We start from the raw sequence: 24448 nt of genomic DNA, 5'->3' as shown, positions 1-24448 counted from the left end.
GGTACGTGGGCTAGAGCAGCTTGCGCTCGAGCGCCCAGGCGGTCAGTTCGTGGCGGCTCGACAGCTGAAGTTTACGCAGCACGGCCGAGACGTGCGTTTCGACGGTCTTGGCCGCGATGAACAGGGTGCTGGCGACCTCCTTGTAGCTATAGCCGCGAGCAATGAGGCGCATCACCTCGGTCTCGCGGGCGGAGAGCCGGTCGAGTTCTTCGGTCGTCTCGGCAGTCTCCCCGGCGACGGCGCCGAAGGCGTCGAGCACGAATCCGGCCAGGCGGGGCGAGAACACGGCGTCCCCCTCGGCGACCCGACGGGCCGCCTCGGAGACTTCAGCCCCGGAGGCGCTCTTGGTGATGTAGCCGCGAGCGCCGGCGCGGATTACGCTGACGACGTCGTCGGCGGCGTCGGAGACGCTGAGCGCCAGGAACAGTGTGTGCGGTGCGCGCGGCGCCGCCTCACGGATGACCTCGGCGCCGCCCCCACCGTGACCACCGGGCAGGTGCACATCGAGCAGCACGACCCGCGGCTGCAGGTCGATCACGCGCGTGATCGCCTCGTCCACGGTGGCCGCTTCGCCCAGCACCACGATGTCGTCGTCGAGTTCGGCGCGCAGTCCCGACCGAAAAATAGAGTGGTCGTCGACGATGAGAACCCGCAGGCCAGCGGATGCCGCGCTCGGTTCGGTGGCCGAGCTCGAATCAAGGTCGGTCATCGCACGCTCGTTTCGGTGTGGTGTTCATCGGTGGCTGGCGCGGTCGTCGCCGCCGGCAGGGTCAGCAGGATCTCGGTGCCGGCGCCGCCGGGACCGGGGCGCACGGAAGCGGTTCCGCCAGCCCGACGCATGCGCCCGAGAATGGATTCGCGCACGCCGAGGCGGTCTTCGGGAATCTGGTCGACCCGAAAGCCAGGGCCCCGGTCGGTGACGCTCAGTTCGATGCCGCGCGCCCCCGTCTCGAGGTAGACCGACACTGCGCCGCCGGCATGCCGAGCCGCGTTGAGCATGGCCTCGCGGGCGGCGGCGACGAGTGATTCCGGGGCATCCGTGTTGCTTGTGTTCATTTCGGGGCTGGCGGCCGAGCGCACGCCCACACCCGTGCCGACCGTGACAACCTCGAAGTGCACCGCGAAGTCTTCTTCGATCTCCCCGGCGATGCGGTGCAGCGTGGTGGCCAGATCGGTCGCCGGTTCGGCGCTTCCCGAGCGGCTCCCGGTGAACAGCCATTCGCGCAGTTCGCGTTCCTGCGCGCGGGCCAGCCGAGCGGCATCGCTGTGTGGCCCGGCTTTCTGCTGAATCAGTGCGAGGGTCTGTAGGACAGAATCGTGTAGGTGCGCGGCGATGTCCGCCCGTTCGGACTCGCGGGCGCGCGCTGCGCGCTCGTCGGCGAGGTCGCTCCACAGGCGCAGCAGCCACGGCGCGGTCACCACGGCGACGCCGAGCAGAACGGATGCCGCCGCCAGAATAACCGTCCAGGCGTTCGGATTCGTGCCGGTCACGAAAAACAACAGAATCCCGACCGCGACCAGCACCAGCGCCCCCAGAATGCGCACGAGCAACGCCGAGGATTGCTGTGCGGCACCGCTGCGAATGTCGGCGAACTGTCGCCAGGCGAGCGCGGTTCCGGCGAGTACGACAATGGCGGGCACCACCACGGCGAGCGGAATGTCGGCGCCAAGGCGGCTCGCCACGAGGGCGCTACCGGCAGCCAGCAGGGCCAGGCCGAGCAGAATCTCGGTGACGGGCGCGGCTCGCGCGGAGTCAGCCTGTCGGTTCGGTGTCACGGGCGAGGCTGGGTCTGCGCCGTTGCCGGGCCACCGATCGGCCCTGTGGTTCCCGCCAGCGGATCCCTGTGGCCAGGCCCCGGGGGCGGCTACCGGTGATGAGACTGCAGGCTGAGGGCGCACGGCACTCGGGCGGGCCAGGCTCGACTTCGGCAGCGGGTCGGCTGCCGCCGCGCCCGAAGGGACCGTCGCCCACAGCCAGGCATAGAGCAGGGCCCCGAACCCACCGCAGAGACTCAGCAGCACGGTGACCAGACGCACGGTGGCCAGGGGAACACCGGTGTGCTCGGCGAACCCGGCACACACTCCACCGACCAGGCGAAGTCGGGGGCGGGTCATCCGTTCGGTTCTCACCTGTTCATCCAAGCACGCCCCAACTCCATTGGAGGTGTCCCCGCAATCAATCAGGGTTCAATCAGGGTCATCCCTCATGGCAGCGCTCTCGGCGCGCTGTCAGACTCGAATCATGACCGAGACACCCGGCGCTCAATCTCGCCCTGACCAAATCACCCGCTTCTTCGACTGGATTCGCGGCAGCGGACTGAACCGTGACGGCGACCGCTGGATCGCCGGCGTCTGCGGCGGCATTGCCGCCCGCACCGGACTCGACCCCCTGATCGTGCGCGGCATTGCCGTCGTGATCGCCATCCTCGGCGGCCCCGTCGTCTTCGCGTACGCCGTCGGCTGGGCGCTGATGCCCCGCGGCGCCGGTCGCATCTACACCGAAGACGCCATTCGTGGGCGGTTCCAACCCGCCATGATCGCCATCGGAGCGCTGCTCCTGTTCACCGTCGTGCCCCTGTTCCGCGGCTTCTGGTGGAACGGCCCGACCGGTTTCTGGGCCCTCCCCGATTGGCTCTCCGGCATCTTCTCCTTCGGCTGGGGGCTGGCCATCACGGCCGGTATCGTCTGGCTGATCGTGTACCTGGTGCGCCGCAGCAGGAAGGCTTCCGATTCGCGGCCAGGTTTCGGCCCATTCGTTCCCCCCGCTGGTCGCGCAGGACCGTTCGGTCCCGGAAGTGTTTACGACCCCCGCCCGGCTTCCGACCCCGACACGGGCGCCTACCCCCAAACGGATACTCCGGCCCCGTCGCCAGAGTCCGCCCCGACGAGCACGTCAACCGAGAGCGCCGGCACCACCGACACGGCCGGCCCGATCCTGGCTTTCGCAGCCACGAGCACGGCCACGGCCGCCCCCTATGTCCCCACTATTCCGTACGCGCCCGACTCGGCCAGGGGCATCCGCTCTAAACAGAATCGGGCCTGGCAGGATCAGAACCGCGCCCGCCAGCAAGCCCACCGCGCTCGGGTGCGCGCCCGCCGTCCCGGTGCCGGCTACAGCGCCATTGTGCTCGGCCTGGCTTTGGCCACCGGCGCCGTGGCAGCCTGGGTGACCTCGAGCGGCGTCTGGTCGTCGGACGCGGTCATTCTCGGCCTCGCCTTCGCGCTCGGAGTGTTAGCACTCGGCATCGTGATCGCCGGCATTCGCGGTCGCACCGACGGCGCCATGGGCGGTTTCGCCTTTCTGGCGGCGGCGACCCTGGTCGTGCTCGGCGTGTTTCCGCAGGGAACGCAGTTCTCCGCCGTCGGCAACACAGTCTGGCTGCTCAGCGCGAATTCGGCCGTGACGAACCCTGACACGAGCTACGCCATGATCGCGGGGCAGTCCACGCTCGACCTCAGCGATTTCGACAACCCCGGTCTCGACGAAGGCGCCGTCATCGACGTCTGGCTGCTCGCCGGCGTCACCGACATTCAACTGCCAATGGATGCACCGGTGCGCGTCGAATCGCACGCCCTGGTCGGCGGCGTGGAGTATTCCGACCGCGCCGTTGCCACTGAAAACGGCGAGCACACCGGCGTGTTCGCCGTCGATGCGCGCACCTTCAATGCGAGCAGCCGCAGTGACGGGCCGCTCGTGCGCATCTGGACCCTCGTCGGCGTCGTCACGCTCGATTCCTCCAACAACTAGGACCCCATCATGACCACCCCGCTTTCCCCCAAAAACCCCGACGCCGATCAAAGCGGCGCCAACGCCCCCACCGAGGATTTCTCCGTGAACCCGGCGGGCGACGCATCGGCAACCGCGAAGCTGTCGGACAATCCAACCGTTCCCTACCCGGAATCGAGCTTTCCTCCCCGAGAGAACGATTTCTTCGCCCCGAACAGCGACCTGCCGACACCAGCCCCAGCCACTGCCACACCCCGGCTGCGCCCCCGCTTCGGCACGATTCTCTGGGGCATCCTGCTCCTGGCCTTCGCCACCTACATGGCGGTCTTCACGCTGCTTCCGACGCCGCCGGATCCCACGCTCTGGCTGCTCGGTGGTGTGATCGCGGTCGGGCTCGGCCTGGTCGTGGCCGGCATCGCCGCCGCCGCTCGCCGCGCCGACTGACCAACACTCCGTCGACTAGAGCGTCAGCCCCACGAGCACCGGCTCGGGCTGCAGGTTCACGCCAAACTCGGCCTGCACCCGGCCGAGCACGTACCGGGCCAGTTCGGCAACTTCCTCGGCGGTGGCCCCGCCGGTGTTCGTCAAGGCGAGGGTGTGTTTGCTCGACACCGCCGCTTTCGAGCCTGGTAGGCGAAATCCGCGGCCAACCCCGGAATGCTCAATGAGCCAGGCCGCGCTGAGCTTGACCCGCCGCACGGGTTCCTCGCCGGGAATGGGTCCGACGCCCATATATTCCTCGAGTGGAATAACTCGGTCGGCCGGCTCCGCCTCGAGCGGCCAGCGCGGAGCATCCGTCGGCAGGGAGCGCGCAAAGGTCTCGGTGACGATCGGGTTGGTGAAGAATGACCCGGCACTGAAGGTATCGGGGTCATCGGCATCGAGCACCATGCCCTTGCCCGCCCGCAGACCGAGCACGGTCGCCCGCACGATCGCCAGCGGCACCCGGTCACCGAGCTGAACGCCGAGCGCCCCGGCGAGCTGGGCATATTTCAGGGGCTGGCCCAGGGTACTCCCCAAAACGGATGCCTCGGCTGCGGTATCGTGCAGCTCCAGTTCGATCGCGAGCACGACCCCACGTAAGCCTTGTTTCAGAGCCGAGGTGCGGTAGCCAAGCGCCAGGTCTGCGCGTTCGAGCCGATCGACCTCACCGGTCTCGAAGGAGAGAAAATCGATCGCGATCAGGCTGTCGGAGAGCTCCTGACCGTAAGCGCCAATGTTCTGCACCGGGGCGGCACCGCACGATCCGGGAATGCCCGAGAGTGCCTCGATGCCGGCCCAGCCGTGATCCACGGCGTAGGCAACGAGGTCGTCCCAGGGTTCGCCGGCCTGTACGCGCAGCCGTACCCGGGAGCCGACGTCGGCGCCGGCGCCGGCTTCAGAGACGGCCGCATCCGCGGCATCCGCTTCGCTGCTCTCAGGTGCAGCGGCGAGAACCTCGATTCCCCGCGTCACCACCTGGATGACGATGCCGTCGAAGCCCTCATCAGCGACGACGGTGTTGGAGCCGCCACCAAGCAGCAGCCAGTTCTCCTCCATGCCCCAAACCACGAGGGTCTCGTTGATGAGGTCCTGCTCGGTGACCGGCGCCACTCGGGCAGCTGGCGGCCCGCCGACCCGAAAGGTGGTGAGCGTGCTCAGTGCAACTGGTTCAATCATGATCAGCCAAGGTTGACGCGCGCCTGCGCCTTGCCGAGGACGGTCGCACCGTTGAACGTCACGGTCAGGTCGATGCGGGCAATCCCCGCTTCGACGTCGACGGCACCGACCTTGGCGACCACCGTCACGGCCGCTCCATCGGTTGCGTCGACGAAGACCGGGCGGGTGAATCGCACCTGATAGTCGATGACCCGGGCGGGGTCGCCGGCCCAGTCGACGACGGGTTGCACGGCCAGGCCCATGGTGAGCATGCCGTGGGCAAGCACGCCGGACAGCCCAACCGACTGCGCGACATCGTCGCGATAGTGGATGGGATTGAAATCACCGGATGCCCCGGCGTAGTGCACGAGGGAATCGCGCGTCAGGGCGAAGCTAGCCTCGGCGACGACGTCGCCGACCGTGAGCTCGGTCACTGCTCTGATAGGTGCGGCGGGGGTCATTCGTCTCCCCTGACGACGAGGGTGGAGATCGCGGTCACGACGTGTGCGCCGCTCGCATCAACGATGGTGGACTCGGCGGTGACCATGGAATGGCCGCCGAGACTCTTGATGCTCGTCACCGCGAGGGTCGCCGTGAGTTCGTCGCCGGCGACGATCGCGCGGGTGTAGCTGAAGCGCTGGTCGCCGTGCACGACGCGGGTGAAGTCGATTCCGCCATCGGGTTCGGCCAGGAGCTGGGCCAAGGTGGCCTCCTGCACGACCACGGCGAACGTGGGCGGAGCGACGACATCGGTGTGGCCGGCCGCGCGGGCCGCTTCGGGATCGTGGTTGATCGGGTTGGTCGCGAACACGGCGCGGGAGAATTCGCGCACCTTTTCACGGCCGACAAGATACGGTGCGACCGGCGGAAAGACCCGCCCCTGCAACTCTGGGTTCACTGACACCCGTCGAGTCTACTAAGCGCGGTCACGAGCACCCGGCAACAGGGCGCACACTATTAACCGTGAAATGTGTATCCGTGCGCCTCGGTGACCCCGAGGTAGCCCCTCTTCTGCTCGACCTGCATCGTGAATACGAAACCCGCTACGGCGACGGTGATTCCGTGCACGACGTCGACGGGGCCGAGTTCGATCCGCCCCGCGGCGGCTTTCTCGTGCTCGTCGACGGCGACGTGACCGTAGCCGGCGGTGGCCTGCGCCAGTTCAACGCCACGACCGTCGAGGTCAAGCGCATGTGGACCAACCCGAACTACCGCCGGCAGGGCCACGCCCGCACGATTCTGCGCGAGCTTGAAGCCCTCGCCCGAACCCTCGGCTACGAGCGGATGCGCCTGGAAACCGGCTACGCCCAGCCCGAAGCGCTCGCCCTCTACCGCAGCCTCGGTTTCACCGACATCGGCAACTACGGCATCTACGAACACGCCTCCGGCTTCGAGCTCACCCTGTCCTGACCCGAAACTCGCTGAGAGTCGAGGCGGGGGCGGGGTTTTCCGCGGAGTTGCGAGTTTTCGGGTGTTCCGGGGTCCCGCATGCTTTTCGTGGGGCCCCGGAACACCCGAATGTCTGAGCGGGAAGCGGATGACCCGGGCACCGCCGACCCACCAAAGCCAGCCATTTAACCAGCGGATGCCCGACCACACGACGTGGCCGGGCATCCGCTTAAAGCGGTTAGACGGTCGGGATGACCAAGCCGCCCCAGGTGTCGGTCATGTACTTCTGCGTCTCGGGGGCTTGCAGCAGCTCGAGCAGCTTCAGCACGCGCGGGTCATTTTCGAGCTCCGGCGTCGTGGCGAGCACGTTCGAGTACGGGCTGTCAGCGCCCTCGATGAGGATGGCGTCATCGGCGCTGAGGCCGGCTGGCAGCGCGAACGAGATCGTGACGAAGGCCGCATCCACATCGGGCAGCGCCTGCGGCAGGGTCGCGTTCTCGATTTCCACGAGGTCAAAATCTCGCGGGTTGTCGGTCACGTCGGCGAGCGTGGTCGGCTCGTCCGTGATCTCGATCAGGCCCTCGGCGGCGAGCATCTTGAGCGCGCGCCCTTCATTGGTCGGGTCGTTCGGAATGGCGATGCGGGCGCCGTCCTCGAGGTCGTCAAGGCTCTTCACCGTGTCGCTGTAGAACGCGGCGCTCGGCAAGTAGACCGACCCGAGGCTGACCAGGTCGCCGCCGGTGGCGGTGTTGAAGGTATCGAGGAACGTGGCGTTCTGAAACAGGTTCGCGTCGATCGAGCCGTCGGTCAGTGCAACGTTCGGGGTGTTGTAGTCGGTGAAGTCCTTGTAAACGATCTCGAGCCCGGCGTCGGCCGCGAGGTTGTCCTGCACGAAGGTGAGAATGTCCCCCGCCGGTGTGGCGAGAGCACCGACGTTGATCGTACCGAGGCCTGCGGCGTCGGAGCCGGTAGCGGCTGGCGTTTCGGCGGCGCAGGCCGACAGCCCCAGCAGAGCGGATGCGGCGAAGGCGACGACGGTGAGGCGGCCAGCGCGGGAGGTGAGCTTCATGGGTCTCTTTTCGTGGGGTGCTAGATGGCTGTGGGAACGGAAGCCCGGGTACCTGCTGGTCGGCCCCGGTGAGAAAAACGGCGAGCCAGCCCAGTGGCGAGGCCCTGCAGAATCATGACGATGACGAAGATGAGGATGATGACGGCGACCATGTGGATGGTGCTGTAGCGCTGGTAGCCGTAGAGCACCGCGACGCTGCCGAGCCCGCCACCGGCCACTGTGCCGACCATGGCCGAGAAGTTGATGATCGACGTCACGGTCGTCGACAGCCCGAGGATCAACGTGGAGAGCGACTCGGGTACGAGCACCTTGGCGACGATCTGCCACCGCGTCGCGCCGAGCGATTCGGCGGCTTCAATGAGGCCGGCATCGACCTCCTTGATGGCGATTTCCACCATGCGGGCGAAGAACGGAATGGCCACGATGGTCAACGGAACAATCGCCGCCGTCGAGCCGATGAACGTTCCGACCACGAGCCGGGTGAACGGAATCAGCGCCACCATGAGAATGATGAACGGCACCGAACGGCCCAAGTTCACGATGAATTCCAGCACCCGGTTGACGATGTGGCCGAACCAGATCGAGCCGAACGGGGCCTCGAACAAGCCGCCGCGTTCGGTGCCGACCAGCACGATGCCGAGTGGCAGCCCGATCAGAACGGTGAGCAGCAGGGCGACGCCAACCATATAGAGGGTCTCGCCGGTGCCGACCAGCAGCACTTGGAATAGTCCGGGCCAGAATCCGGGGTCCGTTGGGTCGATCATGCGCGAGCCTCTTCCACCTGCGCCGCGGCGCCGACGATCTCCACGAGCAGTCCCTGCCCGCGAAGATCATTGATCGGGGCGGCATTGGCCACCGGCGAACCCGGCAGTTCCAACCGGGTGCGCCCGGCCTGCTTGCCGCCGATGGTCTCGACGGCGGCACCGAGGATGCTCACGTCGAGCCCGTAGTTGCGGGCCAGTTGGGCGATGACCGGCCGGTCGGCCGAGCCGCCGCTGAACGTGATTTCGATCACGGTGTTGCCGGCGTGCGGCGGCACAGCGCCGAGCGGAAACAGTTCATGCGCCAGCCGCGAACCCGGGGTCGAGATGAGCGACACGATCGAGCCCTGCTCGAGGATGCGACCATTTTCGAGCATGGCGGCCGAGTCGCAGACCCGTTTGACGACATCCATTTCGTGCGTGATGAGCAGCACGGTCAGCCCGAGCTGCACGTTGATCGTTTTCACGAGGTCGAGAATGGACCGCGTGGTCTCGGGGTCGAGGGCGCTCGTGGCCTCGTCGGAGAGCAGAATTTTCGGGTTGCCGGCGAGTGCCCTGGCGATGCCGACGCGTTGTTTCTGGCCGCCAGAGAGTTCGGCGGGGTAGGCGCCGGCCTTGTCGGCGAGCCCGACCAGATCGAGGATCTCGAGTGACCGGCGACGACGGTCGGCGCCTCCGACGCCGATGATCTCCAGGCCCAGCTCGACGTTTCCTTGTGCGGTGCGACCGGCGAGCAGGTTGAAGTGTTGAAAGACCATGCCGATTTTGCGTCGGGCCAGGCGCAGCCGGTCCGGAGAAAGCTGGGTGAGCTCGTCGCCGTCCACGGTGACAGTGCCCGCGCTCGGACGTTCGAGCAGGTTGATCGCCCGTATCAGGGTGCTCTTGCCGGCGCCGCTCTGGCCGATCACGCCGAAGATTTCACCGCGAGCGACCTCGAGGCTTACGTCGTGGAGGGCGGTCGTTGCCGAGGCACCCGACCCGAAGGTCTTGGAGACATGTTTGACGGAGATCACTGGGCACCCGGCCTGTTGACGAGCGGTACCGATGCACCGCAACGCTTCTACTCTCGTGGCCCCCACCGAGCTCCGCAAATTGGTGCCGCGTCTGTGTCGAAGTGTGACCCGGGCCGAGACAGCGCAAAAAGTGCGCGTTTGAGCCCCTCAATCGGGCACTTTTAGCGCTCTCGCGAGCATGGGAACAGCAGGGGGAGGTAGCGTTAGAGGGCTATGCAAAACAAATTGATCCCGCACCCCGACCTTCCGATCGACCTGCCGACCGACGAGCGCATTCGCGCCGCCGTCGCGCACTACGGCGAGAACGTCGTCATCGACAACGCCGTGGCCCTGCTGCGCGCCAAGAACGCCGGCAAAGACTTTCTGCTCTACGCGGGCGGGCGCCACGCGCTCGGCATTCTCGAGGGTGCTCCCGCGCTGTACTGGCCCGAGCTCTGGGGCGCCCGGGTGCTGCTGCACGTCTGGGGCGAGCAGGCCGCGCCCTACATCGTCGTCGGGTTGACCAATCAGGCCTGGCGGGTACGCGAGATGTGCGCCAAGGTCGTGCTCCTGCGCGGACTGCAGGTGGTGCCCAAGCTCGTGCGCCTCACCACCGACGAGAACCCGCGCGTGCGGAGCGCCGCGCTGCACGCCCTCGCCGACCAGGGCACCGAAGCCAATGTCGCCACGATCGAGGTGCGCCTGCGCGACTCCGACAAGGAGGTACGCCGCGCCGCCCAGCAGGCCCGCGACGCCATCCGTTCGCGCCTGCGGCTGACGTCGCCGCAGCCGACAACCGAAGCGGAGTCCGAGGCGTAGCCAGCCCCAGGCATACGCTCGACAAGCCGGCTACGGCCGGCGGAGCAGCGCTCCCTCGTGCCGGCAGGTCGCAGCGGCGGTGAGCATGGCGTCGGCGAGCAGTGCCTGCCAGGCGGTGGAATCCTGCGGCACCCCGTCGGTCACGATCGTGCAAACGGATGCCGCCAGCGTCGCGTCCCCCGCTCCCATCGTGTCGATGACCGGGCCGTCGAGTTGCGCGATCGGCACGGTGACCCGCTCATTCTGGGCGAAGGTCACCGAGGCGCCGAGGCGCCCGGCGGTCGCCAGCACCGTGTGTGCGCCACTGTCGATGAGACGTTCGCGCAGGTCTTCCAGTGTGCTGTCGTAGAGCAGGTCGGCGTCTTCGTCGCCGACTTTCACGAGCAGGCTGCGCGCGGCGAGCGCTTCGAAGTTGCGCACGAACCGCGGTCCGTCGTGCAGCATGCCGGCCCGCGGGTTGGGGTCGATCACGAGGCGGTGTTCCGGGTCGGTGACACAGGAGGCGAAGGCCTCGGTCTGGGCGGTGTCATCGAACGGAAAGCAACTCACGACGACGAAGGGGGCGGCGGCCAGCGCGGTCCGCTCGGCCGCGCCGAACTCGATGCGCCGCCCCTTAGCGGCGTCGTTGAAGAAGTACCGGGGTTCACCGTCGGTGCGGTCGGAGACGGCCCGCGACGATCCGACCGGGCCTACCGTCGCGATGAGCTCAACGCCGTACTGGTCGAGGAACGACCGCAGGCCCACGCCGTCGGCGTCATCGCCGACCATGGCGATCAGGGTGGTCGGAACCCCCAGCACGGCCAGGCCGACCGCCACGTTGAGGGCGGCGCCACCGGGAAACTCCCGGCTCGCCTCGGAGTCGCGCAGCACATCGATCAGGGCGTCGCCGACGACGACGACACGGGCGGGGGCATTGAGTTCAGGCATTTGGTCCAATCTCTCCGGAGCCGCGAGCGATGAGCTCGGTCGGCACGATGTAGGGGTGTGCGGGGGTCTGGTCGCCGTCCAGGCGGGCCAGCAGCCGCTGCGCGGCCAGCTCGCCGATGCGCTGCGGATTCTGGGCGACCACGGTGATGCCGGGGCTGAGCAGGTCGGCGAGAGAAATATCATCGAACCCGACCAGCGCCACCCGGTTCTGCATCGAGCGCGCGCGCAGCGCGGTGATCGCACCGATCGTAACCAGGTTCTGGCTGGTGTAGAGCGCCGTTGGGGGGTTCGGCGAGTCGAGCAGGGCAAGCACGGCCCGGTTGGCCGATGCTTCGTCGTGCAGGTCGACGATGACCGGGATGTCGCGGGTCGCCACCCCCGCTCGGCCCAACTCGTCGAGAAACCCGCGTCGCCGCTCGCGGGCGGTTTGAATGGAGTCAAGGTCGCCGAGGTACGCAATGCGGCGGTGCCCGTGCTCCAGCAGGTGGCGGGTGGCGAGGGCGGAGCCGGCAGCGTTGTCGCTGACGACGGCATCCGCTTCGATGCCAGCCGGTTCGCGGTCTATGAAGACCAGCGGCGTTCCTCGGCGCAGTTCCGGAGCCAGGTAGGCCTGACTCTTGGTCACCGTTGTGAGGATGAGCCCGTCGACGCGACGCTGCAGGAACGATGAAACCAGACCCTCTTCCCGATCTGGATCGTCGTCCAGGCTCGACGCGAACACCGCTATTCCGCGGGCGGTCGCGGCCTCCTCGACCGCCCGATGGACGGTTCCGTAGAACGGATTGGCGACGCTGCCCACGAGCAGCCCCAGGGTTTTGGTGCGGCCGTCGGCGCGGCGCAGGTTACCGGCGTGCAGATCGGGCTGATAGTCGAGGCTGTCCGCCGCCTCTCTCACCTTCGCGATCATGGCGTCGGATACGTTGGGCTCGCCGTTGATCACCCGCGACACCGTCTTGATGCCAACCCCGGCCAGCGCGGCAACCTGACGCATCGTCGGTCGGGCGCGCGGTGCCGCCCCAGAACCCCCCACCGACATCGTTGTCACAATTAATCTCCAATTTGATTAAGTGCCTTGATTCTATAGCAATATTGGTCTAAAAATATTTCTGACATCGTTGTCAGGGAGATCGCCTCCCACCAATCAGAGGAGATTCACTGATGAATCGCACAGCACGCAACCCGGTCTCTCGGCGCATCGTTGCCGCCGTTTCCGTTGCCACTTTTGCCACGCTCGGCTTCGCCGGCTGTGCCAGCGGCGGGTCAACGAGCACCTCCAGTGACGGTGGCAGCAGCGACGCCATCGGCGTCTCGCTCATCGTCAAGACCACCAGCAACCCGTTCTTCGTCGCCATGGAGGACGGCGCCAAGACCGCCGCCGACAAGCTCGGCATCACGCTCACCCTGGCCGCCGGAAAGAAGGACGGCGACGAAGACACCCAGATCCAGGCGATTGAGAACTCCATCTCCAAGGGCGACAAGGGTATCCTGATCACCGTCAACGGTCCGGGAGTCGAAGACGCCTTGGTCAAGGCCCGCGACGCCGGGCTCTTCGTCATCGCCCTCGACACGCCGCCGACGAACCCCGACGCCGTGGACATCACCTTCGCCACCGACAACTACCTGGCCGGCCAGGATATCGGCAAGTGGACGGCCGCCAAGCTCGACGGCAAGAAGGCCACCATCGCCATGCTCGACCTGTTCAGCGACAAGATCGTCTCGGTCGACTACAACCGGGACCAGGGATTCCTCGACGGCATGGGCATCGACACCAACGACAAGACCAAGAACGGTGACGAGGCGAAGACCGGCAGCTACAGTGGCGGCGACTACGAAATCGTCGGCAACGAACCCACCGATGGCGCGGAAGACGGCGGACGTACCGCCGCCGAGACGCTGCTGAGCAAGAACCCCGACATCAATGTGATCTACACGATCAATGAGCCCGCCGCTTATGGCGCCTACCAGGCATTCAAAGCCGCCGGGAAGACCGACATGATCATCGCCTCGGTCGACGGCGGCTGCGCCGGCGTCAGCCAGGTGAAGGACGGATTCATCGGGGCGACCGCCCAGCAGTACCCGGTCAAGATGGCCGAACTCGGTGTGCAGGCCATCGCTGACCTCGTGAAGACGGGCACCAAGCCCTCGGTCACCGAGGGCCTCGACTTCTACAACACGGGCGTCGCCCTCGTCACCGACGACCCGCAGAGCGGCATCGAGTCGATCGACACCACCGCAGCCTCGAAGATCTGCTGGGGCTAAGTCCCACGCGCGGGATGCCCGGCCCCGGGCATCCCGCGCATTCCCACTTTTACCCTCGACCAATGGAGGTCGCTCGTGAGTCAGTCCACCCAACAGGTCCCGGCAACTACCGGGCCGCACGATCTCGCCGAGGAGTTCCTCGACCGCACCACGCCGCTGAGCCGGCTGCGCAATGTGCTGCACCGCTACCCGGCGCTCAGCCCGGCCATCGTGCTGGTGTTTGCCGTCATCGTCTTCGGTCTGCTCAATGAGCGGTTCCTCAACCCGGCCAACCTCTCGCTGATCACCCAGCAGGTGGCCGTGGTGGGTACCCTGGCCATCGCCCAGACCCTTATCATCCTCACCGCCGGCATCGACCTCTCGGTCGGCGCGGTCATGGTACTCGCGATGATGATCACCGCCCAGGTCACCGTGCAAACCGGCATCCCCGCCATCCTCGGACTGCTGCTCGGCCTCGTCGTCGGCCTCGCCGCCGGCGCATTCAACGGATTCCTGGTCACCAAGCTGCGGCTGCCCCCGTTCATCGTCACCCTGGGCACGCTCAACATCTTCCTGGCCCTCACCCTGCTCTACACCGCCGGCGCAACCGTGCGCGGCGGCGATATGCCCGACCTGCTGACCTGGTCCGGCACGACCTTCAACATCGGCGGCGTCAACTTCACCACCGGCGTACTCATGATGCTCGTGCTCTACTTCGTCATCGCGTTCATCCTCAACAACACCTCCTGGGGTCGCCACGTCTACGCCGTCGGCGACGACAAGGAGGCCGCCCGCCTCGCTGGAATCCGGGTTAACCGGGTGCTCATGAGCGTCTACCTCGCCGCCGGTGCCATTCTCGCCATCGGCGCCTGGATCCAGATCGGCCGCAGCAACGCCGCCTCCCCTAACGCGAGCGGTGATCTCAACCTCGACTCGATCACCGCGGTCGTGATCGGCGGAACCAGCCTGTTCGGTGGCCGCGGAACAGTCTGGGGCACCCTGCTCGGCGCCCTCATCGTCGGCGTCTTCCGCAACGGGCTCTCCCTGGCCGGCCTCGACGTGCTGTGGCAGACCTTCGCCGTCGGCGTACTCATCATCGTGGCCGTCTCGGTCGACCAGTGGATTCGAAAGGTACGCAAATGACTCTCACGACGGATGCCGCCGCCACGCCGGCCGCAGAAACTCGCCAGCCCATCCTGCAGGCTCGCAACCTCGTGAAGACCTACGGCCGGGTGGTGGGACTCGACGGCGTGAGCCTCGACCTCTACCCCGGCGAAGTCCTGGCGATCATCGGGGACAACGGCGCCGGCAAGTCCACGCTGATCAAGTGCCTGACCGGCGCCGAAGTCGCCGACGAGGGCGAAATTCTGCTCGACGGCAAGCCGGTGCACTTCAAACGGCCGCAGGATGCCCACCTCGCCGGCATCGAGACCGTCTACCAGACGCTCGCCGTGTCGCCGGCGCTCGACGTAGCCAGCAACTTGTTCCTGGGCCGCGAGGAGCGTCGCAAGGGAATTCTCGGTTCGGTCTTTCGCATGGTCGACAAGAAGGGCATGCGCAAGAAGGCCCGCCAGCAGCTCGCCGACCTCGGTATCACGACACTACAGGACGTCACCGTTCCGGTCGAAAATCTCTCCGGCGGGCAGCGCCAGGCCGTGGCCGTGGCACGGGCAGCTGCCTTCGGCTCAAAGGTCGTCGTGCTCGACGAACCGACCGCGGCCCTGGGCGTGCGCGAATCCAACCAAGTACTGCAGCTGGTGAAAAACCTGCGCGACCGCGGCATCCCGGTCATTCTGATCAGCCACAACATGCCGCACGTGTTCGAGGTCGCCGACCGCATCCACATCCAGCGGCTCGGGAAGTGCGCGACGACAATCACCCCGCAGTCGCACAGCATGACCGATGCGGTGGCCATCATGACCGGAGCACGCAAGGCATGAGCGGTCCGGTGATCGCCCTCTACGCCGAGTTCACGGCGCTCCCCGGGCACGAGGGTGAGGTCGCGCGCCTGCTGCGCGACCTCACGTCGCATGTGCGACGGGAGGCCGGCTGTATCCGTTTCGACCCGCACCAACTCGACACCGACCCGGCGACCTTCTTTGTCTACGAGGAATACCGCGACCCCGCCGCGTTCGACGCCCACCGCGCCGCCGCCTACGGAGCGGAGTTCAATCGGGAACTCGGCCTGCTGGTCACGGGCGGCGGCTCAACCCTGACGTTTCTGAGTCCTCTGGTTTGAGCGGCCCGCGGCCGGGTCCGCGAACGGACGGAAACAGCCGGCAGCTGGAGTCCATTCTCCCGCTGCCGGCTGTTCTCCTGCCGTGCTAGACGCTCTTGCGCCCTGACATTGACCGCATCAGGAACATGATCACCGCGATGATCGCGAGCACGATACCGACCCAGAGCAGAAATTGAAGCGACTGCACCAGACCGCCGGTAATGAGCAGCACCACCGCAACAATGGCCACAATGATGAGTAGCGGGTTCATAGTCCGACCTTTCATTCACGCGCGGGAAGGTCCCGATTGCAGTGATATTACCCCCTAATGGGGCGGCTAGTGGATGCCGGGCCGCAGCATCCACTCGAGTGTCGCCTCAGCCGCTCCCAGCGCCTCGCGCAGCTCTCATTCCGGCTAGGCGCCCAAGTACGCGTCGATGATGCGCGGGTCGTTGAGCAGGTCTGAACCCTTGCCTTCCACGGTGGTTGCACCGCTTTCAATCACATAAGCGCGATCGGTGACGCGCAGGGCTGCTCGCGCGTTCTGCTCCACCAAAAGCACGGTCGTGCCCTGCTCCCGAATTTCCTTGATCACGTCCATGACCTGGTTGACGATCAGCGGGGCCAGCCCCATCGAGGGCTCGTCCAGCATGAGCATCTTCGGCCCGGCGATGAGCCCACGACCGATGGCGAGCATCTGCTGCTCACCGCCAGACAGGGTGCCACCCTGCTGGGTCCGCCGTTCGAACAAGAGCGGCAGCAGAGCGAAGACGCGCTCGATCCGTTTGGCCACGACACCGCGGTCCTTGACCAGAAAGCCGCCCAGCTGAAGGTTCTCCAGCACGGAGAGGGTGCTGAAAATTCGCCGGCCTTCCGGAACGTGGATGAGACCCGCTGCCACGACATCCCAGGGATTGGCCCGGCTTATGTCCACGCCGCCGAAGTTGAGTATTCCGGAACCAACCTTGACCAATGCCGACGCGGTGGACAGTGTCGTCGTCTTGCCGGCACCGTTATTGCCGAGCAGCGCGACGATTTCGCCCTCGTCAACGTGCAGGCTGAGCCCGCGCAGCGCCTGAACCTTGCCGTAAAAGACGTCGACGTTGTCGAATTCAAGCATTGCCATCGATCCCCACCTCCTCGTCCTCTTCATCGTTCTTGCCGAGGTACGCCTCGATCACGGCGGGGTTCGCCTTGACCTCGGCCGGTGTGCCTTCGGCGATCTCGCGACCGAAGTTCATCACGACGATGCGCTCCGACAGCTCCATGACCAGCCCCATGTCGTGCTCGATCAGCACAATAGAGGTGCCGAGGTCACGGATACGGCGGCACAATTCCAGCAGATTCTGCTTCTCCGTGTAGTTCAAACCGGCGGCCGGCTCGTCGAGAAGGAGCAGTTTGGACTTGCGGGCCAGTGCTCGCGATATCTCCACCTGCTTCTGCTGCCCATAGGAGAGGTTGGCGATCGGCACCCCACGGGGGCCTTCGAAGTTCACGAAGTCCAGCCAGTAGTGCGCTTCCTCGGTATAGGCAGCCTCACTGCGCTTGAACCGGGGAGAGTGGAAAATTGCATCCACCCAGCTCTGACCCCGATTCAGGTGCATTCCGGCTCGCACGTTGTCGAGCACGGTCAGGTCGTTGAACAAGCGCAGGTTTTGAAACGTTCGTGCAACGCCCACGGCGGCAATGTCGGCCGGACGCTTCCCGGTGATGTCGATGCCGTCCATCACGACGGCACCGCCGGTCGGTTTGTAGAAGCCCGTGATGCAGTTGAACGCGCTGGTCTTGCCGGCACCGTTCGGCCCGATGACGGCGATGATCTCCTTTTCGTGCACGTCGAAGGTGAGTCCGTCGACAGCTTTGACACCGCCGAAGGCGATCTGCAGATCGTTGACCCCGAGTACCACGCTCATCGGCTTTCCCCTCTCGAGACTGCGGCGTCGACCGCCGTCTGCTCCGGTTCCTTCTTCTTACGTTCTTCTTCGTGGCCGTGAGCGGGCCACAAGCCCTTCGGGCGGAACACCATGGCGACCACGAGCAGCAGGCCAAAGGCGAGATACCGGTATTCAGACAGGTCGCGCAACAATTCAGGCAGCAGGGAGATGACCAGTGCGCCGACGACGACTCCGCGCATGTTGCCCATACCGCCGAGCACGACGGCCATCAGCACGAGGGCCGACTGTAGAAAGATGAAGCTCTTCGGCGAGATTGCCGTGAGGTGAGAGGCAAACAGCACACCGGCAAAGCCGCCCCAGACCGCACCGAAGATGTACGCCATGAGCTTCACCTTGTAGGTGTGAATCCCCATCGCTTCCGCGGCATCCTCGTCTTCCCGCACGAAACGCCAGGCACGGCCAAGGCGGGACTTGCCCAGGCGGGCCGAGGCCAGCACGAAGAAGGCGACAATGAGAATGGTTACGTAGTAGAACACGGCCGGGCTGTGCACACTGAAGTCACCGAACGTCAGCAATTTGGGAATACCGTAGATGCCAGAGGGCCCCCCGGTGACGCTGAGGTTGTTGGCCGTGATCCTGGTGATCTCGCCGAAGCCGAGGGTGACGATCGCGAGATAGTCGCTGCGCAGACGCAGGGTCGGCGCACCGATGATGAGTCCGGCCAGAATCGTCATGACCAGCACTGCGGGAATTGTGAAGAGCAGCGGCAACTCGAAGGCCTTCGAGACGATGCCGGCCGTATAGGCGCCGACCGCCATGAAGGCGATATAGCCGAGGTCGAGCAGTCCGCAGTAGCCGACGACAATATTGAGGCCCGCGGCGAGCATCACGAAGATCGCCGCCGTTGTCATCACGTTGAGCGAGTACGGTGAGGCGGTCAGTAGCGGTGCCAGCAACGCTGCGGCCAGGGCTATCCAGCCCAGGTATTTGTTTTCGAGCAGTCCGGAGACCCAGGCAGCGGCGGGGCCAGTGCGGCGCGGCGCCTGGCTCTTGAAGGTTGATCCACTCATGCTAGACACGCTCCGTAACTCGTTCGCCGAGAATTCCGGTCGGACGCAAAGTGAGGAAGAGGATCAGCACAACGAAGGAGAAGACGTCACGCCACTCGCCACCGAATACCGAAGCTCCAAAGGCTTCCAGCAGGCCGAGCACCAGGCCGCCGAGCATGGCCCCCTGAATATTTCCGATGCCGCCGATGACGGCAGCGGTGAACGCCTTGAGGCCGATCAGGAACCCCATCATGAAGTCGATTTTTCCGTAGTAAGCGCCGGACATGACGCCGGCGGCACCCGCCAGGGCCGAGCCGATGAAGAAGGTGCGGGTGATTACGGAGTTGACGTTGATTCCCATCAACAGGGAACCCTTCATGTCCAGGGAGATGGAACGCATTGCTCGCCCGGTCGACGTCTTCTGGATGTAGGTATTGAGGGAGACCATCAAAATGGCGGCGATGGCCATCAGCAGCACCTGGGGAAGCGAGATCCGGGCGCCGAGGATGTCGAACACATCACCCTCGAGCCGGACCGGGTAGGAGCGGGGGTTCGGGCCCATGATGGCGCTCACGCCGTACTGCAGGGTGAACGAGACGCCGACAGCGGTGATGAGTACGGCCAATCGCGGGGCCTTGCGCAGCGGCCGGTAGGCAAAGCGCTCGATGAGTACGCCGGCGCCACCGGTGAGAACCATGCTCGCGAGCAGAACGACGAGGAGCGCGCCGATACTCAGCGCACCTGGCAGTCCGCCCATCGAGGTGAGCATGACGAAGCCGATGAAAGCGCCCAACATGTAGATGTCACCGTGGGCGAAGTTTAGAAGCTTGATGATGCCGTAGACCATGCTGTATCCCAGCGCGATCAGGGCGTAGAACGAGCCCACGAACAGCCCGTCCCAAATAATTTGCATCATGATGTCCCGTTTTCTGTGAACAGTTGAGCGGATGCCGCGGCGTGGGCCGCGACATCCGCTAGCTGGGTCAGGATCTCGGCTTCGTGCCGAAGATCAGGGCCCTTAGTCAGAACTAATGATCAGAACTTTGGATCAGGACAGGGCGTCCTCGAGGGCGAAGGCGCCGTCCTGAACGGACAGGATGACGAATCCACCGCTGGAGAGGGTGTGCTCGGCCGTGAAGGTGAGGGGACCCGAGAACATCTTGAACCCGTCGACGGCCTCAAGCGCTGCAATGATCGCGTCGCCATCGGTAGAACCCGCTTCGTCGATGGCGTGGGCGGCCAGACGAACCGCGTCGTAGGACTGCAGCGAGAACGGTCCGGGGGCGCTGCCGAACGCGTCCTCGTAGCTCGCGATCCAGTCGCCACCACCCTCCAGCGTGTCGGGGGTCTGGGTCATCGTGGCGAGTACGCCTTCAGCGTTGGCGCCGGCGATCGTCGAGATGGAGGCGTCAACGCTGCCGTCGGCGACCATGATCTTGCCCTCGAAGCCGGCGTTGCGCAGCTGGTTGATGATGAGGCCGCCCTCCTGGTAGTAGCCGGTCCAGTAGACCAGCTCCGGGTTGGCACTCATGATGTCGCGGACGGCAGCGGAATAGTCGCTCTCCCCGGGGGTGACGGAGGTACTCAGGGCCACCGTCACGGCGCCGTCGTCCTCGATCAGTCGCTTGGTCTCTGCGGTGATGTCAACGGCGTAGCTGTCGTTGTCGTCGACGAGGGCCACCGACGTGACGCCGGACTTCAACATGTACTTGAGAGCGGCGGTGGACTGCTGATTGCCAGTGCCGTTGACGAGGAACACGTTCTTGAGGCCCTGCTTGACCAGATCCTGCGAGTTGGCCGCGGGAATGATCATGGGCACGTTGGCTTCGGCGAAGATCGGCAGCTGCGGAAGAGTTGCTCCCGAGCAATAGCCGCCGACGGACACAACGGCACCGGCCGAGACGGCCTTGTTCGCGCTGGCCACGCCCTGCTGGGCGTCGCACGCTTCGTCTTCGACGAGCAGTTCGAGCTGACGGCCGTCGAGCACGCCGCCGGCCTTGTTGATTTCGTCCACGGCCAGTTGGGCCGCGTTCTGCATGTACTCGCCGGTCGGGGCGCTGGGACCCGAGATGGGAACGACCATGGCGAGCTTGACCGTGCCGGTGTCAGCGCTGCCAGAGCTATCGCCGGCGAGCAGTCCGTTGCTGCATCCTGATGTCGCAAGAAGCATCGCCGTGGCGACGCCGAGCAGCATTGTGCTGCGCTTTGAGATTCTCATGTGTGCCTCTCCTGTGAGAGCGCCGGGTGAGTGTTCTACACGACTTGATTGCAAGACGGCTTGGAACAAGCACCCAAACACCCCAGTGCTGTATGACACATTACACACTCCCAGCTTTTTCCCAACTTCAAAAGTGGGCTCACAGCGTCTCGCCCGCGGCGATGCTCCAGCCCGCGACAGTGGCCAAATGATCTACCGTGAGTTGGCGCAGCGCGGTGGAATCTCCGTTCGCGAGCAGATCGAGCATGAGGTGGTGCTCCCGCGCCGTTACCCAGAGCTCATCACTCTGCATCATCACGGTGATGCTGACCATGCGGGTTTGGGCGCGCAATTCGCCGACCATGTCAACGAGGCGAGAGCTGCCGTGCAGTGCCAGGAGCCCAAGATGAAATCGCCGGTCAGCGTCGAGAAATCCAGCCAGATCCTTGTTACGCGCGTGCTCGGAGATCTCGTCAGCCACTGACCTCCAGCGCGCAATCGTGTCGCCGTCGAGAGTGCCGGCCAGGGCTCCCATGGTCGGCGCCTCCAGCAATTGGCGCAACTCGATCACCTCGCGCAGGTCCTTATCGCTCATCTCGGTTACCCGAAACCCCTTGTTGCGCACGGCCGTCACAAAGCCACGCTGTTCCAGATCGAGCATGGCTTCCCGAACGGGGGTCGCGGATACCTCGAAACGAATGGCCAGGGTCGGCACCGTCACAAGCGCACCGGGTGCGAGTTCCCCGGTGTTGATCGCCGCCGCGAGCGACTGCGCGATCCGGTCGCGCAGGGTGGAACCCTGCTCCACTTTTTGAATCAAAAACACCTCGTTGGCTCCTCACCCGCACACGCGGCCGCTGTGAGCCTCGTGCCGCCAGTATCTACCGCTCGGCCGCAAATGAGTAATGCGGGCGAGCCGCCGACCGGGGCGACTGGGTAATATTGAGCAATCTCTGGAGCCTATGCGACACTTCACCCTCACCCAACTGCGGTATTTCGCCGTCGTTGCCGAGCTGGAAAGCATGACCCGGGCCGCCGCGCGGTTGCTCGTGAGCCAGTCGGCGGTGTCGACCGCGATGGCGGAGTTGGAGCGCACGCTCGGCGCTCAACTGTTCCTGCGCAATCCGTCGACGGGGCTCAAGCTGACACCAACGGGCCGCAAGTTCGCGCTCGACTTGAAGGATTTTCTCGACCATGCCGATTTTCTGTTCGAGTCGGCCTATGGCGCCGCTGAAACCCTCACCGGCGACCTGACCGTCGGGGTCTTCTCCCCGTTGGCGTCGTTTCGGCTGCCGGCCATTCTCAAGGCGTTCGAAGCGACCCATCCCGGCGTCGACGTGACCTTTTTCGAAGCCGACCTCGCCTCGCTGCAGACCGCCCTGCGCGAGGGGCGCTGTGACCTCGCGCTCACGTACGGGCATGGGCTCGGCGGCGGCTTTTCCCGCCAGGTACTCGAGCGGGTTCCCCCGCACGTGATCGTTCCCGAGGGGCATCGAGCGGCCAACACCCCCGGCCAGGAGATCGCCCTGCGCGACCTCGCCGGAGAGCCCCTCATCTTGCTCGACCTGCCGCACAGCCGGGAGTACTACGAGAGCCTGTTCGCCCTCGCCGGGGTGTCGCCCAACGTGCGCCACCGGTTCGCCGGCTACGAAACGGTGCGGTCCTTCGTTGCCCAGGGTCACGGCTATGCGCTGCTCAACCAACGGGTGTACAACGATGTGCCTTATTCCGGCGGCCGGGTGGTGCCGCTGCGGCTGACCGATGAGTTTCCGCCGAGCGAGGTCATGCTCGTTCGCCTCGAAGGCTCCCTGCCCACGCGCCGGGCACTCGCTTTCGAAGAGATCTGCCGACGACTGTACGGTGCCACCCGGTCGTAGCCCATCACCAAAATCTATGTGGTCGACCGTGAGAATCAATTGGACAATGGTGTTCGGGCGCGCACAAGCTTGACCACAATCAGTCGCCCCCTCCGGCACCGCTCGTCTGTGACCGGCATTCGACTGGTCGCGATCAAGGAGGATCAGTGTTCGAGCAGACAATTCATGTGTCGCCCCGGTTACACACCAGTGGATGCGCCGCAATATGACCGACATACGGCCCGGGAAGAGTTCACGGGCCAGAAATGAAGCGGCGAGTGCCGGAATCATGCCGATCGTACGGTGGTTTTCATGACCACGACCGAAGCCACCGCCCCGATCAGTCCGACCGCCGAGACCGCTCCGCCCGAGAAGATCACCGGCCTGCAGAAGAAGGTGCTGCTCGGCGGCAGCATCGGCCAGTTCATCGAGTTCTACGATTTCACCCTGTACGGCCTGACCGCCGTCATCTTCTCCCAGCTGTTCTTTCCCAGCTCAGACCCCATCCTCGCCCTGCTGGCCACCTTCGCCACCTTCGGCGTCGCGTTCGTCGTGCGTCCCCTCGGCGGCCTGTTCTTTGGAGCCCTCGGCGACAGAATCGGCCGACGCAAGGTGCTCGCCATCACCCTGCTCGCCATCGGCACCGCGACCGCAGCCATGGGTCTGCTGCCGACCTTCGACCAGATCGGATTCTGGGCTCCGCTGCTTTTGCTGCTGCTGCGTCTCGTACAGGGCTTCTCGGCCGGCGGCGAATCGGTCGGCGCCCCCTCATTCGTCTTCGAGCACGCACCGATCGACCGGCGTGGCCTGTGGCTGAACCTCACCATCGCAGCGACGGCGCTGCCGTCGGTGTTCGCCGGAACGATGATCCTCATTCTCAGCCACAGCATGTCCGATGAGTCGTTCACTGCCTGGGGTTGGCGTCTGCCGTTTCTGCTCGCACTGCCGCTGGCCCTGTTCGGCGTCTGGATTCGCAGCAAGACCAGCGAGAGCAAGTCGTTCACCGACGCCCAGGCCACCAAGACAAAAGAATTCAGCCCGATCAAGGAAACTTTCCGGGAGAACAAGCTGCGCATGGTGCAGGTCATCTTCGTGATGGGCCTGACCGCGATGGGCTTCTACTTTCTCTCGGCCTACTTCGTGGCGTACGTTCAGACCACGGGAAACCTCAGCCGCGAGCAGTCCCTGGTCGCCAATGCGGCCGCGCTCGCTCTTTATGCGGTGCTGCTGCCGATCGGCGGACGCCTCGGCGACCGGGTCGGGCGGAAGCCCATGCTCATCGCCGGGTCAGCCGCGATCGCCATCCTGGCCGTGCCGAGCTTCATGCTCGTCACGAGCGGCAGCCTACCGCTCGCCCTGCTCGGCCAGATGCTGTTCGTCATTCCTTTGTGCATCTACGGCGGTGGCTGCTATACCTTCTTCGTCGAGATCTTCACGACCAGAACCCGCTTCACGAGCGCCGCCGTGAGCTACAACCTCGGCTACGCCATCTTCGGCGGCACCGCACCGCTCGTCGGCACCGCCCTCGTGTCCAGCTCCGGCGTTGCATTCGCCCCGGGCTTCTACATGGCCGGCGCCGCCGTGATCGTGTTCCTGCTCGTGACGCTCACCAAGGTGCCAGAGACGCGGGGGCGTCTCGGCTGAACCGGCGGCATCCGTTTTCGTAGTATCCG

At 65.5% G+C, this 24448-nt stretch carries 27 protein-coding genes; 10 read left to right on the top strand and 17 right to left on the bottom strand.

Going from position 1 to position 24448, the window contains the following annotated elements; all coding sequences use genetic code 11:
- Positions 1-10: 10 nt before the first annotated feature.
- Together QMF22_RS04570 and QMF22_RS04565 are read right to left on the bottom strand one after the other, a co-directional pair.
- Positions 11-709 carry a LuxR C-terminal-related transcriptional regulator gene (locus tag QMF22_RS04570; protein ID WP_283450860.1) on the bottom strand — a complete coding sequence of 233 codons (699 nt, stop codon included), beginning with the start codon at positions 707-709 and terminating at the stop codon, positions 11-13.
- Entirely contained in the window at positions 706-2130 is a 1425-nt protein-coding gene (locus QMF22_RS04565) for an ATP-binding protein (protein WP_283450858.1), read from the bottom strand. The genes QMF22_RS04570 and QMF22_RS04565 overlap by 4 nt, the downstream gene beginning before the upstream one ends.
- 112 nt (positions 2131-2242) lie before the next feature.
- Here QMF22_RS04565 and QMF22_RS04560 point away from each other — a divergent pair, with 112 nt between their 5' ends.
- Positions 2243-3748 carry a PspC domain-containing protein gene (locus QMF22_RS04560; protein WP_283450856.1) on the top strand — a complete coding sequence of 502 codons (1506 nt, stop codon included), beginning with the start codon at positions 2243-2245 and terminating at the stop codon, positions 3746-3748.
- A gap of 9 nt (positions 3749-3757) precedes the next feature.
- Positions 3758-4171, top strand: a complete 414-nt coding sequence (locus QMF22_RS04555) for a hypothetical protein (RefSeq protein ID WP_283450854.1) — start codon at positions 3758-3760, stop codon at positions 4169-4171.
- 15 nt (positions 4172-4186) lie between these two features.
- Here QMF22_RS04555 and QMF22_RS04550 read toward each other — a convergent pair whose 3' ends face one another.
- From QMF22_RS04550 to QMF22_RS04540, 3 genes are read right to left on the bottom strand one after another with little or no spacing between them, the layout of a single operon-like run.
- Positions 4187-5386, bottom strand: a complete 1200-nt coding sequence (locus QMF22_RS04550) for a UDP-N-acetylmuramate dehydrogenase (RefSeq protein WP_283450851.1) — start codon at positions 5384-5386, stop codon at positions 4187-4189.
- 2 nt (positions 5387-5388) lie between these two features.
- Entirely contained in the window at positions 5389-5826 is a 438-nt protein-coding gene (locus tag QMF22_RS04545; RefSeq protein WP_283450848.1) for a MaoC family dehydratase, read from the bottom strand.
- Positions 5823-6269, bottom strand: a complete 447-nt coding sequence (locus tag QMF22_RS04540) for an FAS1-like dehydratase domain-containing protein (RefSeq protein ID WP_283450845.1) — start codon at positions 6267-6269, stop codon at positions 5823-5825. Before QMF22_RS04540 ends, QMF22_RS04545 begins: the two co-directional genes overlap by 4 nt.
- A 59-nt stretch (positions 6270-6328) precedes the next feature.
- Here QMF22_RS04540 and QMF22_RS04535 point away from each other — a divergent pair, with 59 nt between their 5' ends.
- Entirely contained in the window at positions 6329-6775 is a 447-nt protein-coding gene (locus QMF22_RS04535) for a GNAT family N-acetyltransferase (protein WP_283450843.1), read from the top strand.
- A gap of 217 nt (positions 6776-6992) precedes the next feature.
- Here QMF22_RS04535 and QMF22_RS04530 read toward each other — a convergent pair whose 3' ends face one another.
- The 3 genes from QMF22_RS04530 to QMF22_RS04520 are packed head-to-tail and all read right to left on the bottom strand — an operon-like array spanning position 6993 to position 9597.
- Entirely contained in the window at positions 6993-7823 is an 831-nt protein-coding gene (locus QMF22_RS04530) for a MetQ/NlpA family ABC transporter substrate-binding protein (protein WP_283450841.1), read from the bottom strand.
- A 20-nt stretch (positions 7824-7843) separates the two neighbouring features.
- Positions 7844-8587, bottom strand: coding sequence for a methionine ABC transporter permease (locus QMF22_RS04525; RefSeq protein WP_283450839.1), 744 nt, complete (start codon positions 8585-8587; stop codon positions 7844-7846).
- Positions 8584-9597: a methionine ABC transporter ATP-binding protein gene (locus QMF22_RS04520; protein ID WP_283450837.1), complete on the bottom strand. Its 1014-nt coding sequence runs from the start codon at positions 9595-9597 to the stop codon at positions 8584-8586. Before QMF22_RS04520 ends, QMF22_RS04525 begins: the two co-directional genes overlap by 4 nt.
- Positions 9598-9810: 213 nt before the next feature.
- On the opposite strand from QMF22_RS04520, the gene QMF22_RS04515 reads away from it, so the two are divergent.
- Entirely contained in the window at positions 9811-10395 is a 585-nt protein-coding gene (locus tag QMF22_RS04515; RefSeq protein ID WP_283450835.1) for a HEAT repeat domain-containing protein, read from the top strand.
- Positions 10396-10425: 30 nt separating this feature from the next.
- Here QMF22_RS04515 and QMF22_RS04510 read toward each other — a convergent pair whose 3' ends face one another.
- Together QMF22_RS04510 and QMF22_RS04505 are read right to left on the bottom strand one after the other, a co-directional pair.
- Positions 10426-11322, bottom strand: coding sequence for a carbohydrate kinase family protein (locus tag QMF22_RS04510; RefSeq protein WP_283450832.1), 897 nt, complete (start codon positions 11320-11322; stop codon positions 10426-10428).
- On the bottom strand, positions 11315-12358 hold the full coding sequence (locus QMF22_RS04505) for a LacI family DNA-binding transcriptional regulator (RefSeq protein ID WP_283451629.1): 1044 nt from the start codon (positions 12356-12358) through the stop codon (positions 11315-11317). The genes QMF22_RS04510 and QMF22_RS04505 overlap by 8 nt, the downstream gene beginning before the upstream one ends.
- Before the next feature lie 122 nt (positions 12359-12480).
- Between QMF22_RS04505 and QMF22_RS04500 the strand changes: the two genes are divergently transcribed.
- The 4 genes from QMF22_RS04500 to QMF22_RS04485 all read left to right on the top strand — a co-directional run bounded on the left by QMF22_RS04500 (position 12481) and on the right by QMF22_RS04485 (position 15799).
- Positions 12481-13581 carry a substrate-binding domain-containing protein gene (locus tag QMF22_RS04500; protein ID WP_283450831.1) on the top strand — a complete coding sequence of 367 codons (1101 nt, stop codon included), beginning with the start codon at positions 12481-12483 and terminating at the stop codon, positions 13579-13581.
- A gap of 75 nt (positions 13582-13656) precedes the next feature.
- Positions 13657-14703, top strand: coding sequence for an ABC transporter permease (locus QMF22_RS04495; RefSeq protein WP_283450829.1), 1047 nt, complete (start codon positions 13657-13659; stop codon positions 14701-14703).
- Positions 14700-15500, top strand: coding sequence for an ATP-binding cassette domain-containing protein (locus tag QMF22_RS04490; protein ID WP_283450827.1), 801 nt, complete (start codon positions 14700-14702; stop codon positions 15498-15500). The genes QMF22_RS04495 and QMF22_RS04490 overlap by 4 nt, the downstream gene beginning before the upstream one ends.
- On the top strand, positions 15497-15799 hold the full coding sequence (locus QMF22_RS04485) for a putative quinol monooxygenase (protein ID WP_283450825.1): 303 nt from the start codon (positions 15497-15499) through the stop codon (positions 15797-15799). Before QMF22_RS04490 ends, QMF22_RS04485 begins: the two co-directional genes overlap by 4 nt.
- 85 nt (positions 15800-15884) lie before the next feature.
- Here QMF22_RS04485 and QMF22_RS04480 read toward each other — a convergent pair whose 3' ends face one another.
- From QMF22_RS04480 to QMF22_RS04450, 7 genes are all read right to left on the bottom strand, one after another.
- Positions 15885-16049, bottom strand: a complete 165-nt coding sequence (locus tag QMF22_RS04480) for a hypothetical protein (protein ID WP_196844235.1) — start codon at positions 16047-16049, stop codon at positions 15885-15887.
- A 144-nt stretch (positions 16050-16193) separates the two neighbouring features.
- A complete protein-coding gene (locus QMF22_RS04475; RefSeq protein ID WP_283450819.1) occupies positions 16194-16904 on the bottom strand; it encodes an ABC transporter ATP-binding protein in 711 nt (236 codons plus the stop codon).
- Positions 16891-17691 (bottom strand): ABC transporter ATP-binding protein, encoded by an 801-nt coding sequence (locus tag QMF22_RS04470; RefSeq protein WP_283450816.1) that lies wholly within the window; start codon positions 17689-17691, stop codon positions 16891-16893. Before QMF22_RS04470 ends, QMF22_RS04475 begins: the two co-directional genes overlap by 14 nt.
- Complete coding sequence (locus tag QMF22_RS04465) at positions 17688-18743, bottom strand: branched-chain amino acid ABC transporter permease (protein WP_283450814.1); 1056 nt, start codon at positions 18741-18743, stop codon at positions 17688-17690. Before QMF22_RS04465 ends, QMF22_RS04470 begins: the two co-directional genes overlap by 4 nt.
- A 1-nt stretch (position 18744) precedes the next feature.
- Positions 18745-19638 carry a branched-chain amino acid ABC transporter permease gene (locus QMF22_RS04460; protein WP_283450813.1) on the bottom strand — a complete coding sequence of 298 codons (894 nt, stop codon included), beginning with the start codon at positions 19636-19638 and terminating at the stop codon, positions 18745-18747.
- A gap of 132 nt (positions 19639-19770) precedes the next feature.
- Complete coding sequence (locus QMF22_RS04455) at positions 19771-20940, bottom strand: branched-chain amino acid ABC transporter substrate-binding protein (RefSeq protein WP_283450811.1); 1170 nt, start codon at positions 20938-20940, stop codon at positions 19771-19773.
- 139 nt (positions 20941-21079) lie between these two features.
- Positions 21080-21745, bottom strand: coding sequence for a GntR family transcriptional regulator (locus QMF22_RS04450; protein ID WP_283450809.1), 666 nt, complete (start codon positions 21743-21745; stop codon positions 21080-21082).
- A 136-nt stretch (positions 21746-21881) separates the two neighbouring features.
- Between QMF22_RS04450 and QMF22_RS04445 the strand changes: the two genes are divergently transcribed.
- A complete protein-coding gene (locus tag QMF22_RS04445) occupies positions 21882-22796 on the top strand; it encodes a LysR family transcriptional regulator (protein WP_283450806.1) in 915 nt (304 codons plus the stop codon).
- Positions 22797-23087: 291 nt separating this feature from the next.
- Positions 23088-24419: an MFS transporter gene (locus QMF22_RS04440; protein WP_283450804.1), complete on the top strand. Its 1332-nt coding sequence runs from the start codon at positions 23088-23090 to the stop codon at positions 24417-24419.
- The last annotated feature ends 29 nt before the right edge of the window (positions 24420-24448 follow it).

The sequence above is a fragment of the Cryobacterium sp. PH31-L1 genome (assembly GCF_030063145.1).
In the GTDB taxonomy this organism is placed as follows: domain Bacteria; phylum Actinomycetota; class Actinomycetes; order Actinomycetales; family Microbacteriaceae; genus Cryobacterium.
This window is presented reverse-complemented; position numbering and strand designations above follow the sequence as displayed.

What these genes read in the sequence shown, in the direction of transcription:
- QMF22_RS04570 (WP_283450860.1), bottom strand. Translation starts at nt 709, where the DNA reads ATGACCGACCTTGATTCGAGCTCGGCCACCGAACCGAGCGCGGCATCC.
- QMF22_RS04560 (WP_283450856.1), top strand. Translation starts at nt 2,243, where the DNA reads ATGACCGAGACACCCGGCGCTCAATCTCGCCCTGACCAAATCACCCGC.
- QMF22_RS04555 (WP_283450854.1), top strand. Translation starts at nt 3,758, where the DNA reads ATGACCACCCCGCTTTCCCCCAAAAACCCCGACGCCGATCAAAGCGGC.
- QMF22_RS04550 (WP_283450851.1), bottom strand. Translation starts at nt 5,386, where the DNA reads ATGATTGAACCAGTTGCACTGAGCACGCTCACCACCTTTCGGGTCGGC.
- QMF22_RS04545 (WP_283450848.1), bottom strand. Translation starts at nt 5,826, where the DNA reads ATGACCCCCGCCGCACCTATCAGAGCAGTGACCGAGCTCACGGTCGGC.
- QMF22_RS04530 (WP_283450841.1), bottom strand. Translation starts at nt 7,823, where the DNA reads ATGAAGCTCACCTCCCGCGCTGGCCGCCTCACCGTCGTCGCCTTCGCC.
- QMF22_RS04525 (WP_283450839.1), bottom strand. Translation starts at nt 8,587, where the DNA reads ATGATCGACCCAACGGACCCCGGATTCTGGCCCGGACTATTCCAAGTG.
- QMF22_RS04515 (WP_283450835.1), top strand. Translation starts at nt 9,811, where the DNA reads ATGCAAAACAAATTGATCCCGCACCCCGACCTTCCGATCGACCTGCCG.
- QMF22_RS04510 (WP_283450832.1), bottom strand. Translation starts at nt 11,322, where the DNA reads ATGCCTGAACTCAATGCCCCCGCCCGTGTCGTCGTCGTCGGCGACGCC.
- QMF22_RS04505 (WP_283451629.1), bottom strand. Translation starts at nt 12,358, where the DNA reads ATGTCGGTGGGGGGTTCTGGGGCGGCACCGCGCGCCCGACCGACGATG.
- QMF22_RS04500 (WP_283450831.1), top strand. Translation starts at nt 12,481, where the DNA reads ATGAATCGCACAGCACGCAACCCGGTCTCTCGGCGCATCGTTGCCGCC.
- QMF22_RS04490 (WP_283450827.1), top strand. Translation starts at nt 14,700, where the DNA reads ATGACTCTCACGACGGATGCCGCCGCCACGCCGGCCGCAGAAACTCGC.
- QMF22_RS04485 (WP_283450825.1), top strand. Translation starts at nt 15,497, where the DNA reads ATGAGCGGTCCGGTGATCGCCCTCTACGCCGAGTTCACGGCGCTCCCC.
- QMF22_RS04480 (WP_196844235.1), bottom strand. Translation starts at nt 16,049, where the DNA reads ATGAACCCGCTACTCATCATTGTGGCCATTGTTGCGGTGGTGCTGCTC.
- QMF22_RS04475 (WP_283450819.1), bottom strand. Translation starts at nt 16,904, where the DNA reads ATGGCAATGCTTGAATTCGACAACGTCGACGTCTTTTACGGCAAGGTT.
- QMF22_RS04470 (WP_283450816.1), bottom strand. Translation starts at nt 17,691, where the DNA reads ATGAGCGTGGTACTCGGGGTCAACGATCTGCAGATCGCCTTCGGCGGT.
- QMF22_RS04465 (WP_283450814.1), bottom strand. Translation starts at nt 18,743, where the DNA reads ATGAGTGGATCAACCTTCAAGAGCCAGGCGCCGCGCCGCACTGGCCCC.
- QMF22_RS04460 (WP_283450813.1), bottom strand. Translation starts at nt 19,638, where the DNA reads ATGATGCAAATTATTTGGGACGGGCTGTTCGTGGGCTCGTTCTACGCC.
- QMF22_RS04455 (WP_283450811.1), bottom strand. Translation starts at nt 20,940, where the DNA reads ATGAGAATCTCAAAGCGCAGCACAATGCTGCTCGGCGTCGCCACGGCG.
- QMF22_RS04445 (WP_283450806.1), top strand. Translation starts at nt 21,882, where the DNA reads ATGCGACACTTCACCCTCACCCAACTGCGGTATTTCGCCGTCGTTGCC.
- QMF22_RS04440 (WP_283450804.1), top strand. Translation starts at nt 23,088, where the DNA reads ATGACCACGACCGAAGCCACCGCCCCGATCAGTCCGACCGCCGAGACC.